At 67.1% G+C, this 14,168-nt stretch carries 15 protein-coding genes and 1 pseudogene; 5 read left to right on the top strand and 11 right to left on the bottom strand.

The window, feature by feature from the left end:
• Window positions 1–46 precede the first annotated feature (46 nt).
• Window positions 47–850 (bottom strand): iron export ABC transporter permease subunit FetB, encoded by an 804-nt coding sequence (fetB, locus tag AB0J78_RS08445; protein WP_363788031.1) that lies wholly within the window; start codon window positions 848–850, stop codon window positions 47–49.
• Window positions 847–1,430, bottom strand: a pseudogene (locus AB0J78_RS08440) (ABC transporter ATP-binding protein). Before AB0J78_RS08440 ends, fetB begins: the two are co-directional and overlap by 4 nt.
• Window positions 1,431–1,608: 178 nt before the next feature.
• Between AB0J78_RS08440 and AB0J78_RS08435 the strand changes: the two are divergent.
• Both AB0J78_RS08435 and AB0J78_RS08430 read left to right on the top strand, forming a co-directional pair.
• Window positions 1,609–1,971, top strand: a complete 363-nt coding sequence (locus AB0J78_RS08435; RefSeq protein ID WP_363788030.1) for a hypothetical protein — start codon at window positions 1,609–1,611, stop codon at window positions 1,969–1,971.
• An 80-nt stretch (window positions 1,972–2,051) separates the two neighbouring features.
• Window positions 2,052–3,344: an Nramp family divalent metal transporter gene (locus AB0J78_RS08430; RefSeq protein ID WP_363788029.1), complete on the top strand. Its 1,293-nt coding sequence runs from the start codon at window positions 2,052–2,054 to the stop codon at window positions 3,342–3,344.
• Between the two features lie 174 nt (window positions 3,345–3,518).
• On the opposite strand, the gene AB0J78_RS08425 is transcribed toward AB0J78_RS08430, so the two are convergent.
• The 3 genes from AB0J78_RS08425 to AB0J78_RS08415 all read right to left on the bottom strand — a co-directional run bounded on the left by AB0J78_RS08425 (window position 3,519) and on the right by AB0J78_RS08415 (window position 5,798).
• On the bottom strand, window positions 3,519–4,316 hold the full coding sequence (locus tag AB0J78_RS08425) for a DUF2182 domain-containing protein (protein WP_363788027.1): 798 nt from the start codon (window positions 4,314–4,316) through the stop codon (window positions 3,519–3,521).
• Complete coding sequence (locus tag AB0J78_RS08420; protein WP_363788025.1) at window positions 4,313–4,972, bottom strand: DUF1326 domain-containing protein; 660 nt, start codon at window positions 4,970–4,972, stop codon at window positions 4,313–4,315. The genes AB0J78_RS08425 and AB0J78_RS08420 overlap by 4 nt, the downstream gene beginning before the upstream one ends.
• A gap of 328 nt (window positions 4,973–5,300) precedes the next feature.
• Window positions 5,301–5,798, bottom strand: coding sequence for a helix-turn-helix domain-containing protein (locus AB0J78_RS08415; RefSeq protein ID WP_363788024.1), 498 nt, complete (start codon window positions 5,796–5,798; stop codon window positions 5,301–5,303).
• A gap of 55 nt (window positions 5,799–5,853) precedes the next feature.
• Between AB0J78_RS08415 and AB0J78_RS08410 the strand changes: the two genes are divergently transcribed.
• From AB0J78_RS08410 to AB0J78_RS08400, 3 genes are all read left to right on the top strand, one after another.
• The gene (locus AB0J78_RS08410; protein WP_363788022.1) at window positions 5,854–7,116 is read left to right on the top strand and encodes an MFS transporter; all 1,263 of its coding nucleotides are present in this window, start codon (window positions 5,854–5,856) and stop codon (window positions 7,114–7,116) included.
• A 262-nt stretch (window positions 7,117–7,378) separates the two neighbouring features.
• Window positions 7,379–7,849 (top strand): hypothetical protein, encoded by a 471-nt coding sequence (locus AB0J78_RS08405; RefSeq protein WP_363788021.1) that lies wholly within the window; start codon window positions 7,379–7,381, stop codon window positions 7,847–7,849.
• Window positions 7,850–8,039: 190 nt separating this feature from the next.
• Entirely contained in the window at window positions 8,040–8,993 is a 954-nt protein-coding gene (locus tag AB0J78_RS08400; protein WP_363788020.1) for an alpha/beta hydrolase, read from the top strand.
• 186 nt (window positions 8,994–9,179) lie between these two features.
• On the opposite strand, the gene AB0J78_RS08395 is transcribed toward AB0J78_RS08400, so the two are convergent.
• The 6 genes from AB0J78_RS08395 to AB0J78_RS08370 form a co-directional block, all read right to left on the bottom strand.
• Entirely contained in the window at window positions 9,180–9,314 is a 135-nt protein-coding gene (locus AB0J78_RS08395) for a hypothetical protein (RefSeq protein WP_363788019.1), read from the bottom strand.
• A 115-nt stretch (window positions 9,315–9,429) separates the two neighbouring features.
• Window positions 9,430–9,573: a hypothetical protein gene (locus AB0J78_RS08390; protein WP_363788018.1), complete on the bottom strand. Its 144-nt coding sequence runs from the start codon at window positions 9,571–9,573 to the stop codon at window positions 9,430–9,432.
• Window positions 9,574–9,927: 354 nt separating this feature from the next.
• Window positions 9,928–11,082: an alkaline phosphatase PhoX gene (locus AB0J78_RS08385; RefSeq protein ID WP_363788017.1), complete on the bottom strand. Its 1,155-nt coding sequence runs from the start codon at window positions 11,080–11,082 to the stop codon at window positions 9,928–9,930.
• Window positions 11,083–11,360: 278 nt separating this feature from the next.
• Entirely contained in the window at window positions 11,361–12,251 is an 891-nt protein-coding gene (locus AB0J78_RS08380) for an SAM-dependent methyltransferase (protein WP_363788015.1), read from the bottom strand.
• 371 nt (window positions 12,252–12,622) lie between these two features.
• Entirely contained in the window at window positions 12,623–13,006 is a 384-nt protein-coding gene (locus tag AB0J78_RS08375) for a hypothetical protein (protein WP_363788014.1), read from the bottom strand.
• Window positions 13,007–13,026: 20 nt separating this feature from the next.
• Window positions 13,027–14,052 (bottom strand): LCP family protein, encoded by a 1,026-nt coding sequence (locus AB0J78_RS08370; RefSeq protein ID WP_363788013.1) that lies wholly within the window; start codon window positions 14,050–14,052, stop codon window positions 13,027–13,029.
• Window positions 14,053–14,168: the final 116 nt, after the last annotated feature.

The raw sequence follows: 14,168 nt of genomic DNA, 5'->3' as shown, positions 1-14,168 counted from the left end.
AAGATTCCGGCCCACCGCGCGAACAGCTTCGCTGTCTGGCCGCGGTCTAGATCACTGGGCGGCGGCTTCGGACGCGACTGGTGTCGAGCGGTGCGAGGCGGTGGGCGTTGTCGAAGAGTGCTCGTTCGGCTAGTCGGGTCGCGGTGAGGGCGGCGATGGTGGTGGCGGCGAGCAGCATGTACATGACGATGATCTGGTAGCGGATCGCGGTCATCGGGTCGACTCCGGCGAGGATGAGGCCTGTCATGGCTTCGGGCAGGCTGATGAGTCCGACGACTTTGGTGGAGTCGAGCGTGGGCAGCAGTGCGGTGCGCAGGGCGGAGCGTTGGAATGGGAGGAACGCTTCGCGGCTGGAGAGTCCTAGTGCTAGGCGGGCTTCGATGGCTGGGCGGTCGGACTGCGCTTGTTGGCGTACGCGGTGCAGTGACACCGCAGTGGCTTGCATGGCGGTGGCGACGATCATGCCGCCGATGGGGACCAGCACGCGGGGCTGCGGGGAGATCGCTCCGAGCGCGACCAGTGAGCCCAGGGTGATGGCGGTGCCGGTGGCGATCGCGATGGTGGCGGTGGTTCGTGCCTGTGGCAGTGCGCGGCCTCGGTAGCCGGCGACTTGACCTCCGAGCACGACCATGAACGCCACCCAGCCGAGTGCGCCGGGGAGTCCGGCGTGTTGGAAAAGCAGCACCAGCACGGCGCCCACGGCTGCGAGTTGGAGTCCGGCCCGGCCGGCGGCGATCACGAGCTCCTTGGTGAGGTGCAGGCGCTGGTGGCGTGCGATGAGCGCGGTCAGGGCGACCAGCAGCAGTGAGGCGGCAACGGCGCCCCAGCTGGGCACGGTGAGCTCGGTCATGATCCGCTTCCCGGGCGGTCCTGGATGGCGGCGGCATTCCCGCTGTCGTGGACGAACACGTCATCGGCGAGGTCTTCGACGAGCCGGTGGTCGTGGCTGACCATGACGGCACTGCCGCCGTCGGCGATGAAGCGTCGGACGGTCGTTGCGATCGCGTCGGCGCTGGTGCGGTCGAGGGCGGAGGTGGGCTCGTCGAGCAGGAGAGCTTCAGGGTGCAGGGCGAGTCCTCTGGCCAGGCAGAGACGTTGCGCTTCGCCGCCGGAGAGCCCGTGGGTGCTGCGGTGCAGGAAGAACTCGGGTGGCAGCGCTGCCTGGAGCAACAGCTCGGCGGCTTCGGCCTCGTTGAGCAGCGGGTTTGCGACTCGGAGTTCGTCGAGCACGGTGTCGGTCAGCAGCGTGGGCCGTTGGGCGATGAACTGCACGCGGCGTCGCAACGCCAGCACGTCGAGCTGGTCGAGGCGAGTGCCGCGGAAGGTGAGATGGCCGTCGTCGGGGTCTTCGAAGCGGGTCAGCAGGCCAGCAGGGTGGTCTTCCCGCTACCGCTGGGGCCGAGCAGTGCCGTGCAGCGGTGTTCGTTCATCCGCAGGGACACATCGTTGATCACCGTGGTGCCGTGGCGGTGCACGGTGACCGCGGAGAGGGTGAACAACTCTGGCTGTCCCATGAAGTGGTCGCGCCCTTCCCATACCTTGTTGTAACCGTGGTTGCAATGTAACCGTGGCTCATGACGTTGGACAGTGCCGAGGGTTCGCCGGGGAGTGGGTGCTGCTGTCGTACCGCATGCCAAGCAGGGGTTCTTCCTGCGCGCGGAGACGGCGTTTCAGATGATCGAGAACCTGGGCGGGGTGCCACGCCATTGGGAGGACAACACCGCCGAGGTGTCGCATGGCGAGGGCTTCCTGACGGTGTTCCGGGAGATGTTCAACAAGCCCGGGTTCTACATCCGTGATCATCATGACGGTGCCGACGGCGGACCCGCTCAACCCGGTCCTGAGGTGTCTGCTGCAGATCGCGGGGTGGTGCCTGGCCCGCAGGTGCGCTTGCTCGTGGGCCACGACCACGCAGGATCTACTTTCGCGGCAGTCCCCCGGGCGACGTCTGCGGTCACTGTTGTTCACTGAAGCCGCAGGCCGGTTCTTCGAGATTTCAGTTCGGTCGAGCTGAATGATGAAGTCCGCCATGTCGGGTTACGTTGCTTGGTATGACATCTGACGCGGACTCCCCAGACGTCGCCGAACCGAAGCCGACGTGGGGCGCCAGGTTCAAGCAGGTCGGACCGGGCATCATGGCCGCGGCCACCGGAGTGGGAGCCGGTGACCTGGTGGCAACCCTGGTTGCGGGTTCTCGCTACGGGTATGCGCTGTTCTGGGCGGTGATCCTGGGCACCGTGTTCAAGCTGGCGCTCGGGGAGGCGGTCGGCCGCTGGCACCTGGCGTCCAATCGCACGATGCTCGCGGGCTGGCGGACGCTCGGGCGCTGGGCGGTCACCTACTTCGGCATCTACGCCGTGGTGTGGGGCTTCGTCTACGGGGCCACCGCGATGTCGGCTTCAGCGCTGCCGCTGAACGCACTGTTCCCGGTGCTGCCGGTCAGCGGCTGGGCGGTCATCTGCGGCCTGGCGGGTCTGATGCTCGTCTGGTTCGGCCGCTACTCGGTGCTGGAAAAACTGATGACGGTGCTGGTCGGCGTCATGTTCGTGACCGTGGTGGGCACCGCGATCCTGGTCGGCCCGAACCTGGTGGAACTCGGCGCGGGCCTGGTGCCAAGGCTGCCGGAAGGCTCCGTGGCCTACGCGTTGGGTCTGATGGGCGGCGTTGGTGGCACGATCACGATGGCCGCCTACGGGTACTGGACGTTCGCCAAGGGTTGGCGTGCGCCGCGCTGGATCCCGTTCATGCGGACCGACAACGCGGTCGGCTACGTCACCACCGGCATCTTCGTGGTGGCGATGCTGGTGGTCGGCGCGGAAATCCTGCTCGGTCACGACCTGACCGAAGGCGACAAGGGTCTGCTGACGCTCGGGGAGACGTTGGCCGCGGATTACGGGCAGTGGGCGCGTATCCCGTTCCTGGTCGGGTTCTTCGCGGTCGCCTTCAGCTCGATCATCGGGGTGTGGAACGGCGTGAGTCTGCTGTTCGCCGACTGGTGGCGGACCTGGCGGTTGCCGAAGGACGCCCCGCCGGAGACCTCGGAGGACTACGACCACAAGGCCGGCATGCACAGCACGCCCTATCGGGTCTACCTGCTGTGGGTGACCTTCCCGCCGATGCTGTTGCTGCTGCTGGGCAAGCCGTTCCAGCTGACGATCGTCTACGGCGTGCTGGGCGCCTTCTTCATGCCGTTTCTCGCGGGCACACTGCTGGTGCTGCTGAACTCGAAGACGATGATGCCGGCAGCGCACCGGTCCCGGTGGTTGTCGAACACCCTGCTGGGGATCTGCCTGCTGCTGTTCGTCGGTGTCGCGGTCAACGAGATCGTCGAGTTGTTCGAGTAACGCCTGCCGGGGTCGACCAGGGGCTCGTTGCCGGGCAGGGTGAGGACTTCGTCGTGGGTCCGTGCGTGGGCGGGTCTCCTGCTGCGCGGCACGAGTGAGCTCGCGGCTGGTGACACAGCAGCTGGGGCGGAGGCACGTGCCCACTTGGTTTCTCCGCAGTGCACGGACGAAGCGTCAGGCCATCGGAGTCAGCAACCCGGGCGCTATCAGCAGGACCACGCCCGCACCGATCAACACGGCACCGAGCGCGGAGCTGACGATCTCCGCGCGGGGGAGGACCTTCTCCATCGCGATGACCGCGGCGAGAACGGCCATCCACAGTAGGTTCATCGCACCGACGGCGAGCAGGACGACCATCAGCGCCCAGCAGCAGCCGAGGCAGTAGCCGCCGTGGTGCACGCCGACCCGCAGCGCCCCCAGCCTGCTGCGGACCACCGTGTCGCCGTGCTTGACCACGAGTGCCAGCGGCGATCGGCAGCGGACCAGGCACCAGCGCTTCAACGGGCTGAACTCGTACGCTCCGGCCACCAGGAGGACGACCGCCCCGACCCGCACCGACGTCGCGCTGTGGTCGATCGCGTCGAATCCGCGCAGGATCGCCCACGCGGCAACGCCCGCGGCGGTCCAGATGAGCAGGTACCCGAGGGTCAGGGGCGGCAGGACTCCGCGTTTCTGCCGCGCTCGCACCAGCCTGGACACCCCGATCGTGAACGGGGTGATCGCCGGCAACATCATCGCGGCCATCATCACGACCCAGATGCCGAGGAACAGGGCGAAGGGCGTCGGCCCGCCCGACATCTCCGCTGGTCCCATGCCGGTGAGCAGGCCCATCCGCATGTCGGGCATGCCGAGGACGGCGCTGAGCAGCCAGGAAATCCCGGCCAGCGCGAGCAGGACCGCAGCTAGCGCCAGCTCCACCCCGGACCAGGATCGCAGCGATGGGATGCCGCGCGCCTGCGCAGTGCGGGTCATCCGGCGTCCGGTCCGGTCCAGTCGAAGGGGATGTACTTGCTGGAGTAGCCAGAGCGGTCCCAGCTGAAGCCGAACGCGTCGGCCCGGTCAGCGGTGGCCTTGCCCCAGACGGCCGCTCCGTGCCCTGGCCCGACTTCCGAGCCGGGCAGGTTGTGCACCTGCACGCGGGCGCCTTCGGGGCTGGCGGGGCCGGTCAGCGCTTCGACGGTCGCCTCTGCCTTGCCTGGGATGCGGATGCTCCAGGTGGCCAGATCATCGGCGATGGAGGCTTCGATCGGGCTGTACTCCACGCCGACGATCTCGGGGCCGAAGAGCTCGCCGAACTGCTTCGGCCAGCCTCCTGCCTCTCCGCCGAAGATCTTCTGCAGTGCGGTGCGCTGCGATTCGTCCGCTCGCTCGTCGAGGAAGAGGGCCGCACGGGCGTCGCTGTGCTCACCGCTCCACACGTTGCCGACGAACGAGGCGAGCATCGCGACGTTGAGACCGTCCAGGGCGGTGTCTCCGTAGTTGCCCTCGCGGATGTGCCACAGCAGGACGCCGTTGCAGTCGCCGTATGTTGGCGGCTGCGCGAAGGAGCACGGGCACGGAATCGCACACTTGCACGCGTCGAACCAGCCCCCGGAGACGTGCCACTGCGGAGTGCTCGGAGTGGTCATGCCGACCTCCACACCATCGCGAACGCAGACCTCAATTCCAGTGTCGGCGCGCTTGGCGGCACGAAACACGGTCGAAAGACCCGATGCATCCGCATCCTGCGGGCCCCAGCGGTGGGTCCGCGGCGTCGCGACGTTTGGGACGGTGGCCGGGAGTACGTCCAGGAGTTGGCCGACGATCGCGTCCACCTGGGCAGGCCGTCTACCTCGTGAAGAGCATTGGATGACCATCGGGACCGCAGTTCCGCAAAGGTTTGACGGGATCAACGTGCCCGGGTTGGGAGCGTGGCGCTGCGGAACCCAACGCTTCCCGCGCCCACCCGCGCCGGGGTTAGGAGGTGACCGGTTCGGCTAGCGGGACAGGTTCGGGGGAACGCCACGGCCGCAGCCACGCCAGGTCCTGGCGGTCAACCGTTCGTCCGCAATGGACGCACTTATCACCGGGATTGGTTTCGTGACCGCATTCCCGGTGGATCAGCGTCATCGGCTCAGCGGGTTCGGCTGCTTCGGTGTACCGCTGTCCCCACGCTGCGAGTGCGTGCATGACCGGAAGCAGATCTGCACCTGCGGCGGTGAGCCGGTATTCGTGTCGGGTGCGGCCGTCGTCCCGGTAGGGGACGCGGACGAGCAGCCGGGCGTCGACGAGGCGGGACAGCCTGGTCGAGAGCACGTTGTCGGCGATTGCGAGGTCCTCTCGGAATTGGTCGAAGCGCTTCATTCCCACCGTGGCGTTGCGCAGGATCAGCAGCGCCCACTTGTCGCCGAGGACGTCGATCGCGCGTCCGATGGGGCAGGGCACGTCAGCCCACGCTGTCCGTTTGGTGCTCATCGCGCACATCCTCCACTGGCTTGCAAATAGAAAGTCTGCGTCCTACCGTACCCGCATGCCGTCTGACGTTCACAATGCAAGTCAGCTCGTGGTGGATCCGCCGAGATCGGGTATGAAGGTCTTCGCGGCGGGCGCGCTGGCACTGGCGGCGTTGTACGTGGGCAACAATCTGCCTAGCGCGTTATATGGGGTCTTCCGGGAGGACTTCGGCTTCTCCTCGCTGACTCAAACGCTGTTGTATGCCACTGCGGTCGCGGTGATCCTGCCCGGCCTGCTGGTGTTCGGTCCGTTGTCCGATGTCGTCGGCAGGCGGTTGCCGATGGTGCTGGGGCTCCTGGTTTTCGCCGCCGGGGACGTGTTGTTCGTCGTCGCTGACGATGTTGGGTGGTTGTTCGCCGCGCGGGTCGCGCAGGGGCTCGGGATGGGCACGGCAACCGCTGCCGCTCAGGCGGTGCTCAGCGACAGCGTCGGCGGCTTCGTCCGGGATCCTGTCCGGGCACAGCGGCTGGCGGCCGCCGTGGCGACAGCGTGCATCACGTTCGGGCTGGCGCTCGGCCCGCTGCTCGGCGGGGTTCTGGGTGCGTTTGGGCCGGCGCCGCGGCAGCTCGCGTTCATCGTGCACCTGGGCCTGGTCGTCCTGGCGGCAGCTCTGGCGTTGCGTGCGCCAGGTCGAGCTCAGGCGGAGGGAGGGCGATGGCGCCCGGCACGCATCACGATTCCTCCTGTGGTGCGGCGGACCTTCACGATCGCTGCTTCTTCATCGTTCCTGGCATGGGCGGTGCTCGGGATGTTCTCCGCGGTGCTGCCTTCGCTGGTCGGTGACCTGCTGGGCACGCGAAACCTCGCGCTCACGGCCAGCGCGCTGACCTTGATGATCGGCACCTCCGGTGTGGTTCAGCTCGTGGCTCGCCGTCTCGCTCCGCTCACCGCCCAAGCATGGGGGCTGGGTGCTCTCGCGTTGGGGCTCGCGTTGCTCGTGGCCGCAGGCAGCGCCGGGAGTGAACTGCTGACCGTGCTCGCCATGTTGAGCACCGGCGCCGGGCATGGCCTGGTCTACTCGGGCGCGTTGCACGAGATCATGGTGGTGACCCCCTCCGCGGATCGCGGCTCGGTCGTCGGCGCCTACTTCATCGTGAGCTACACCGGCCTGGGCGGACCCGTCGTCGGCGTCGGCCTGCTCGCCGTGAGCCTCGGCTTGGAGTCCGCGACGCGGGTGGTGGCCTTGGTGATCATGGCTCTGTGCGTGGTTCTCATTCCTTCGGTGTTGAACGAAATCCGGCGCCGCGCTCGTTCTGCGGTGACGGAGTCATGGGTCTGAGATCGGCGGGAACGGAGCCGGTTGGGGCGCTCGAAGGCAATGGCGCCTCGGGGTAGCGGTGAATCCCTGGCGGCTCAATAGTCGCGCAGCGGCGCTGATGATCCGGTGCCGAGTGCCGCACGAGTCGCCCACGGATCGAGAGTCTCAGGCGCCTCACAGTGTTGCCGGACCGGAACGACTCTGACTATAGTTGACCATAGTCAGAGTAAGTCTGACTCTCTGTCTTCGCATAGGCAGCGTCGTTGGAGCCAAGGAGACCGGTGTGTCCAATGAGGAGGACCTTGACCTCGGGGATCTGATGAGCATCCTGGCTGAGGATCTCCAGGTGGTCATCGCACGGACGCTGGCTGACCGGTCTCCCGAACCGGCAAGGCTCTTCGGTGCGCGCGTGGCGGCGACCGACCGGCGCGTCGCCGCGGAGGCGAGGCTGCCCGAAGACCGCCACGAAACGCTCGGTGCAACGGTGGGATGTCTGATACTGACCGAATGGCTCGCCGGGGCGCGCGTTCACGACGAGCTGGACCTCGCTGGGATGCTGGGCTCCATCCACGCGGATCTCGGTCCTGACTGCGCTGACCTCGCCCGCGATGCCACCGCCCTGCTGGACGGCCCAGCGCAGCCGCCGGACGAGGATTTGCTGGTCGCGTTGATCTGGCTCGCCGCGGCGGTGGTGCGGCACTATGGCAACGACGATGTCGCCTGGTTGTGCGGAAGCCCCGCTGACTCCCGGTGACAGGGACGTATTTGTCGACGCGCCAACGGTCTCCAGCTAAGCGGACCAAAACGGGCAACGAGGTGAGGGTGGGTGCCGAGCAGCGGTAGAAGGCCTGCGCTGCTGGAACGCCCTCCGGCGGGTACGGTCATTGATCGTCCGACCTCAAGCAGCGTGAGCCAGCGTTCCCGACGCCCTGGAGCCGACTCTGATGCGCCTTCCCGAACGGGTCATCCCCCTGTATCTCCGTGCCGTCGGCAGGAATCGCGTGTTCCGCTCCCCTGGACGTGCACGTGCCCACGTCGACCGCCTGGCGCTGCGGCCCCGCCCTTACGCACCGCCGCGTCGGCTCGGGTCTCCGGTGACCATCGATGTCTCGCGCCGCGACGGCTGGCCGGTGTACCGCGTACGCCCTGCGGACGCCCGACCTCAGGGGTCCGTGGTGTACGTCCACGGCGGAGGCTGGGTGAACGAGATCTCCGCGGCGCACTGGCGGCTGGTGGCCCAGATCGCCGCCGAGGCCCGGACCACGGTGGTGGTGCCGATCTACCCGCTGGTCCCGTTCGGCACGGCGGAAGCCGTAGTGGCTGCCGTCGTCGAACTCGTCCGGGAGGCGGGCGAGTTGCACGGGGAGGTACGGCTCGCTGGGGACTCCGCCGGGGGCCAGATTGCCCTGTCCGCCGCGATGGTTCTGCGTGACCAGCACAGCGTCACCCTGCCGAGGGCCCTGCTCATTTCGCCAGCGCTGGATCTCGCCTGGTCAAATCCGCGGATCCCGCAGGTCCAGCCCAGCGATCCCTGGTTGGCGGTGCCCGGCGGCCGCGCGCTCTCGGACCGCTGGCGCGGCGAGCTGCCCACCGAGGACCCCCGCGTGAGCCCGCTGGCCGGGGACCTAGCGGGGCTCGGCCCGCTCACCGTCTTCAGCGGCACCCACGACATCCTCAACCCGGACGCGCACCTGCTGCGGGACCGCGCGAGAGTGGCAGGGGTCGAGGTGGAGTTCCACGAGGGGGAGGGGCTCGTGCACGTCTACCCGCTGCTGCCCACCCGAACGGGCGAGGCAGCGCGGGCGATCATCGCCGAGCGCCTCACGGTCGGATCACCCTCGAACGGGCCGGAGGACGGCGAGCGTTCGGCAAGGTCGACGAGCATCCGGATGCCTTAGCGCTCCAGCCGGACTTCGTGATCGTGTTTGGTGAGGGGGCGCCGGAAATGGGTGCCACCGCCAGTTGATCATGGTTGATGCTTGTGATCTCTGGAGCGGAGCGTTGAGGCACGGTTCGGCTGCTTCCTGCTCCCGGCGCGATTATTGATGGGGGTCGGCGTGCGACCGGAGCCCTTCCCGGCGGCGTCACTGGAAGTTCTTCAACACCTCCTGGGCTTGTTGGACTCCGGTCTGCATGTCGTTGAAGGAGCGGTTCTCCTGCATCAGCACGATCACGTGGTCGACAGCGTCGAGACCACCGGTGGGCATCGGATTGGCCATGGCCCGATGCAGTGATGGGGGCAGGAGCGATGCGGCAGCGGCGCTACCGAGGGCGCCGGCGAGCACGCGGCGTCGGGAAACTTCTGGCATGGCAGGGGACGATAGGCAGTCCGCCTCACATGTGGAGGTTGCGTTCGTGGCGCTCAGATGAACTGGCGGCGCCGAAATGGTTCCGGATCTCGATGACGGCTTCGGCGCCGTCCAGCAGGCAGCTGATCATCAACCGGATGACCACGGTCTGTGCCGCGAATCGCTGCACGCCTTCGGGCTCGTGCTACAAGTTGCGCAGCGCGGCCTGCGGAACCCTTTCGGCCCTCGCCGCATCATCCCCGACCAGGGCGGGAGTGTCAGTGAAGCTTCGCGATCGACTGTGCAGTGAGCGCGGTTTCTGGCGTGACACAGGGCCCCGGAGAAAGCTTGTCGTCAGAAGGGCGACGGGCGAGGCAGTTGGGTTCGGCGGGTTCGGCTGTCTGAGGATGTGTGAGCGGGTCAGCGGGGGAGGGGCCGTCGACCGGACCGGGACTCTGCTGGCCCGGTCGACACCCCCGATTGAATCAACGAAGCACTGCGTGTTCGCAGGCCTTGATGCCCGCGGTCGTCACGAGACAGCTTGTCAGAGAGTGGTGCGGAAGGGGCCGGTGACTTCGTAGGTGATGCCGCCGCTGCTGGAACCGCTGGTGCCGCGTTGGGAGGAGAAGTACATGCGGTTGCCTGCTGGGTTGAAGGCCACGCCGCACAGTTCGGAGGCTGATTGGCCGGTGACGTGCAGGAATGGGGCGATGATGTCGTCGGGGGTGATGATGCAGATTTCCATGTTGCCGCCGTCTTCGGCGACGTAGAGGTCGCCGACGGTGGCGCCGGTGATGTTGTCGACGCCGGTCAGCGGCGGGTTGCTGGTGAGGTTGTCGTCGTAGGCGATGTGCAGTTGGTTGGTGGCCGCGTCGTAGGCCCACACGCGGTTGTCGCCCTTGGTGGTGAAGTAGCAGATGTTGTTGCGGTAGAAGGCTCCCTCGCCGCCGTTGAAGAGCTTGGCGCCGGCGACCTGGTCACGGGTGGGTGTGGGGCTGCCGTCGGGGTCGGGAACGGTCACCCAGGACAGGGTGGTGCCGTTTTCGACCAGGACCTGCAGGGTTCCGCCGGCCGACAGGTCGCCCCAGGTGGTGGGGATGAACCGGTAGAAGCAGCCGTCGGTGGTGTCCTCGGTCTGGTAGATCACCTTGCGGTCGGGGTCGCAGGCGGCGGCTTCGTGCTTGAACCGGCCCATGGCGTCCCGTCGTACGGCGGCTTTGGTGCCCCAGGGGTCGGTTTCCCAGGTGTATCCGAAGTCGGTCTCCTCGCACGACAACCAGGTGTTCCACGGGGTCGGGCCACCGGCGCAGTTGCGGGTGGTGCCCGACAGGATGCGGTAGGCACCGGTGGTGTTGCCGTTGGCGTCGAAGCGGATGGCGCTGACGCCCCCTGCACCGGTGCCCATCTCGGAGTTGGAGACGTAGATCCACCCGGCGCCATCGGCGAAGCACGCGCCGCCATCCGGGGCGCTGTGCCAGGTGTAGCCGGTGCCGGCCACGGTTTGGGTGGAGCGGGCGATCACGCGGCTGGAAAAGCCCGCCGGCAGCTGGATGCCGTTGGCGTCAGCGGCCTGCAGGCCTCCGTAGGGGCTGGGGCCGGTCTTGGCCGGGTAGGCGATGGATTCGCGGGTGACGCTGAATCCGAGGGTGACCACGGTGCCACCGACCACGGCGGCGCGGAGGAAATCCCGACGTTCCACGGCGTTCTCCTTCAGTCAGAAGCCGGAACAGGTTGTGCCGCAGCAAAAACGACGCGGCAAACGGGAAATCTATGGCGCGTACGGTGTCCGATGAGTGCCCGCATCATGAACACTTCCAGGACGGTGGATGATCGCAAGAATCACCTGGGTCAAACGGAACTTTTCTCTCCGATTGGAATGGATGTCCAGGTGTGGACCATTTCTCGGATAATGGCCTCTTCCGTTGGACCGCACATCGAAAGTCCCCGCTATCCAGGGGGTCTGTGATGGGTGGTTGCTCAGTTGTCGTGTGCGGCGACACCGCACCACGCGTAGGGCCGTTCTGTTTCTGCTTGTGCTGTCGCTTTCGGGTGGGCGATGAGGTCGGGGCACCAGTCGGGGAGCTGGGCCACGCCGGGGTTGAGCAGCGTCCACTGGTCGCCGAGTCCGTCGAACCAGTCGGTGATAGTGCCGCGGTCGCGCAGCCACACGGGTTTGATGGCGCCGTATGCGGTCCGGAAGCGTTCCATGGCGGCGCGTGACAGGGGGTCGGGGACGTCGGAGGCGAAGTGGGAAAGGGCGATCCGGGAGCCGGGGGCGAGTTCGCTGCCGTAGCGGCGCAGCACGTCCGCGATGTTGTCGTCGGGGCCGACGAACTGCAGCGCTGAGACGGCGAGCAGGCACACGGGCTGGTCGAGGTCGAGCAGGCGCTGCGTGGTGACGTCGGCGAGAACCTCGCGCCAGTTCAGCAGGTCAGCCTGGGTCACTCCGGCCCAGTCGGTGTGCTGCAGGTAGGCCCGGGTATGGGCTGCCGCGACCGGGTCGCATTCGACGTAGACCACGCGCACGGGTTCGCTGGTGCGCAGTTGCAGGATCTCGTGCACGTTGCCCATGGTCGGAATGCCGGAGCCGAGGTCGAGGAATTGGTGGATACCCGCGTCGAGGGCATCCGTGACCACTCGTTGCATGAAGGACCGGTTCTGCCGTGCCACGCCTGCCGCCTGTGGCCACATGCCGAGCAGTCGCTGGCCGAAGACGCGATCGATGGCCCAGTTGGAATTTCCGCCCAGGAACCAGTCGTAAACACGGCCCGGATTGGGACGGTCAACGTCCAGTTTTGCTCTGCTATGAGATGACCTTCCGAGCACCGCCGTCCTCCTCGTTCCCAAGGCGCCCTCTGATGATCGCATTCTGACCAGACCTTGCTCCTGTATGACCGTCTCAGCGTCACCCGAACAGAAGGAATTGGAGCTGTGTCGTCCGATTGTTCGTGTTCGTGGTGCCTTTCAGGCCTCGTCCGCTTGCCTTCCGATTTCATGGTTTCGGAAGATGTCAGGGCAGGTGCCGGTCGTCTTCTTGTCGGTGGTTCCCGGAAGGAAAATGGCGGCGACGTCTACCGGCAGCAGACGGAACCCAGTCATGGGTAGGCGTTTGTGCTCGACTGCGCCCGTGGGGCCATGGTGCCGACGCCCGCTGGTGAGATGGTGTGTGACCGCCATCCGCTAGCGGGCGTCGGCACGGCTGATCCTACGTAGCCCGATCGGATTAGTGAAGACGCTTCCTACTGGCCGATTTGTTCCGCGGACTCGGGTGGTTGGTGCGGAAACTGGAGGCTGGGGGCGATGGTCATGCCGGTGCCTCTGCACCTTGGGCATAGCCGTTTGCGGGTGACGAACTGCGGTGCTTGCCCGGCTTCGGTGAGGACTTGCACCGCGGAGACCTCGCGCTGACCCTGGCAGTGCTCGCACTTGGGCCGTGGCCAGCAGATGCTTGGCAATGCCTCGGCTCGCGTGATGACCTGTATCCGCAGCTTTTCCAGGTGCGGAAAGCGTTCGTCGGAGTCAGCGTGGCGTCCGGCAGTCTCAGTTTCGGCCAGTGCGAGCTCATAATCGCGCACCGCCTCTTCCACTTCTTCGCCGATACCACCCCGGCGCGTTTCCCTCATGTCCTCGTGCCCCTCTTCGTTCAGCCGCCCATGGACTCGGCGGTGGTGATGACCTCGGGGGGAACCGGGGAGTCGGATGCCAGCGCCTCGAAGAGGGTTTGGGACTTCTGCTTGTCCCACTTGACCACTGAGCCGCCGGCGTCGGTCTCGCCGAAACCACCGAAGGGCACGGTCGTGGTGATGCCGTCGCCGGAGGCGATGCCGTTCATGGCGAAGGCGAGGCTGCCCAGGTGCCACACGTGGTCGTCGCGGTTGACCAGGAACGTGCTGGAGGTGTTGAGGATCAGCGGGAACAGTCGCAGCGGGTTGAGGAACACCTCGGGGCTGGATGCCTTTTCCGACAGCGCGCTGAGGAATTCGCGCTGCCGTTCCACGCGGTCGAGATCACCGCGCGCGGTGGCGCGGGTGCGCACGTAGCCCAGCGCCTGCGGGCCGGTCAGGGTTTGGCAGCCCGGCTGCAGGTCCAGGTTGGCCTTGGGGTCCTGCATCGGTTCCTTCACGCACAGGTCCACGCCACCGACCGCGTCGGTCATGTCGGCGAACCCGCCGAGGCCGACCTCGGCGTAGTGGTCGACGCGCAGCCCGGTGTTGGCCTCGATCGTCTTGACCAGCAATTGCGACCCGCCGTGGGCGAAGGCGGAGTTGAGCTTGTCCTTGCCCTGTCCCGGGATCGACACGTAGGAGTCGCGCGGTAGGCTGACCATCGTCGGCTTGCCACCCGCGGCGGGCACGTGCACCAGCATCATCGTGTCGGTACGGCGCCCTGCGGTGTCGCCGGTGCCGAGCTCGGCCTGCCGCTCGGAGTCCAGGCCCTCGCGCGAATCCGAGCCCACCAGCAGCCAGTTCGTCCCCGGCCCATCGGCCGGCCGTTCGCCGTCGGTCGGGATGGCGTCCTCGCGCTTGAGCGAGAAGTCCACGTAGACCAGGAATCCCACCACGACCAGCAGGAAGACCGCGATGACCGCCAGGATCTTGCGGCCTGGGCGACGGCGCGGACGGTAGTTCTGCGGCGGCCCGTAGGGATGCTGTCGCTGTGCGTAGGTCATATCGCCTTCCGAAACAATCGCCGGATACGTATCCGCCCCCCCGGCGGCACCGGCGCGAAGCATCGCAGAGCGACACCGACGAAAGTAGGGCCTAGCCCACTTGGGTGACCTACGGT

This window comes from Saccharopolyspora sp. NPDC049426, assembly GCF_040676935.1.
Lineage (GTDB): Bacteria > Actinomycetota > Actinomycetes > Mycobacteriales > Pseudonocardiaceae > Saccharopolyspora.
This window is presented reverse-complemented; position numbering and strand designations above follow the sequence as displayed.

Excerpts from the sequence above, each read along its gene's own strand:
- AB0J78_RS08380 (WP_363788015.1), bottom strand. The coding sequence starts at position 12,251 with ATGCGATCATCAGAGGGCGCCTTGGGAACGAGGAGGACGGCGGTGCTC.
- AB0J78_RS08425 (WP_363788027.1), bottom strand. The coding sequence starts at position 4,316 with ATGACCCGCACTGCGCAGGCGCGCGGCATCCCATCGCTGCGATCCTGG.
- AB0J78_RS08375 (WP_363788014.1), bottom strand. The coding sequence starts at position 13,006 with ATGAGGGAAACGCGCCGGGGTGGTATCGGCGAAGAAGTGGAAGAGGCG.
- AB0J78_RS08410 (WP_363788022.1), top strand. The coding sequence starts at position 5,854 with ATGCCGTCTGACGTTCACAATGCAAGTCAGCTCGTGGTGGATCCGCCG.
- AB0J78_RS08395 (WP_363788019.1), bottom strand. The coding sequence starts at position 9,314 with ATGGCCAATCCGATGCCCACCGGTGGTCTCGACGCTGTCGACCACGTG.
- AB0J78_RS08420 (WP_363788025.1), bottom strand. The coding sequence starts at position 4,972 with ATGACCACTCCGAGCACTCCGCAGTGGCACGTCTCCGGGGGCTGGTTC.
- AB0J78_RS08415 (WP_363788024.1), bottom strand. The coding sequence starts at position 5,798 with ATGAGCACCAAACGGACAGCGTGGGCTGACGTGCCCTGCCCCATCGGA.
- AB0J78_RS08430 (WP_363788029.1), top strand. The coding sequence starts at position 2,052 with ATGACATCTGACGCGGACTCCCCAGACGTCGCCGAACCGAAGCCGACG.
- AB0J78_RS08400 (WP_363788020.1), top strand. The coding sequence starts at position 8,040 with ATGCGCCTTCCCGAACGGGTCATCCCCCTGTATCTCCGTGCCGTCGGC.
- AB0J78_RS08370 (WP_363788013.1), bottom strand. The coding sequence starts at position 14,052 with ATGACCTACGCACAGCGACAGCATCCCTACGGGCCGCCGCAGAACTAC.
- fetB (WP_363788031.1), bottom strand. The coding sequence starts at position 850 with ATGACCGAGCTCACCGTGCCCAGCTGGGGCGCCGTTGCCGCCTCACTG.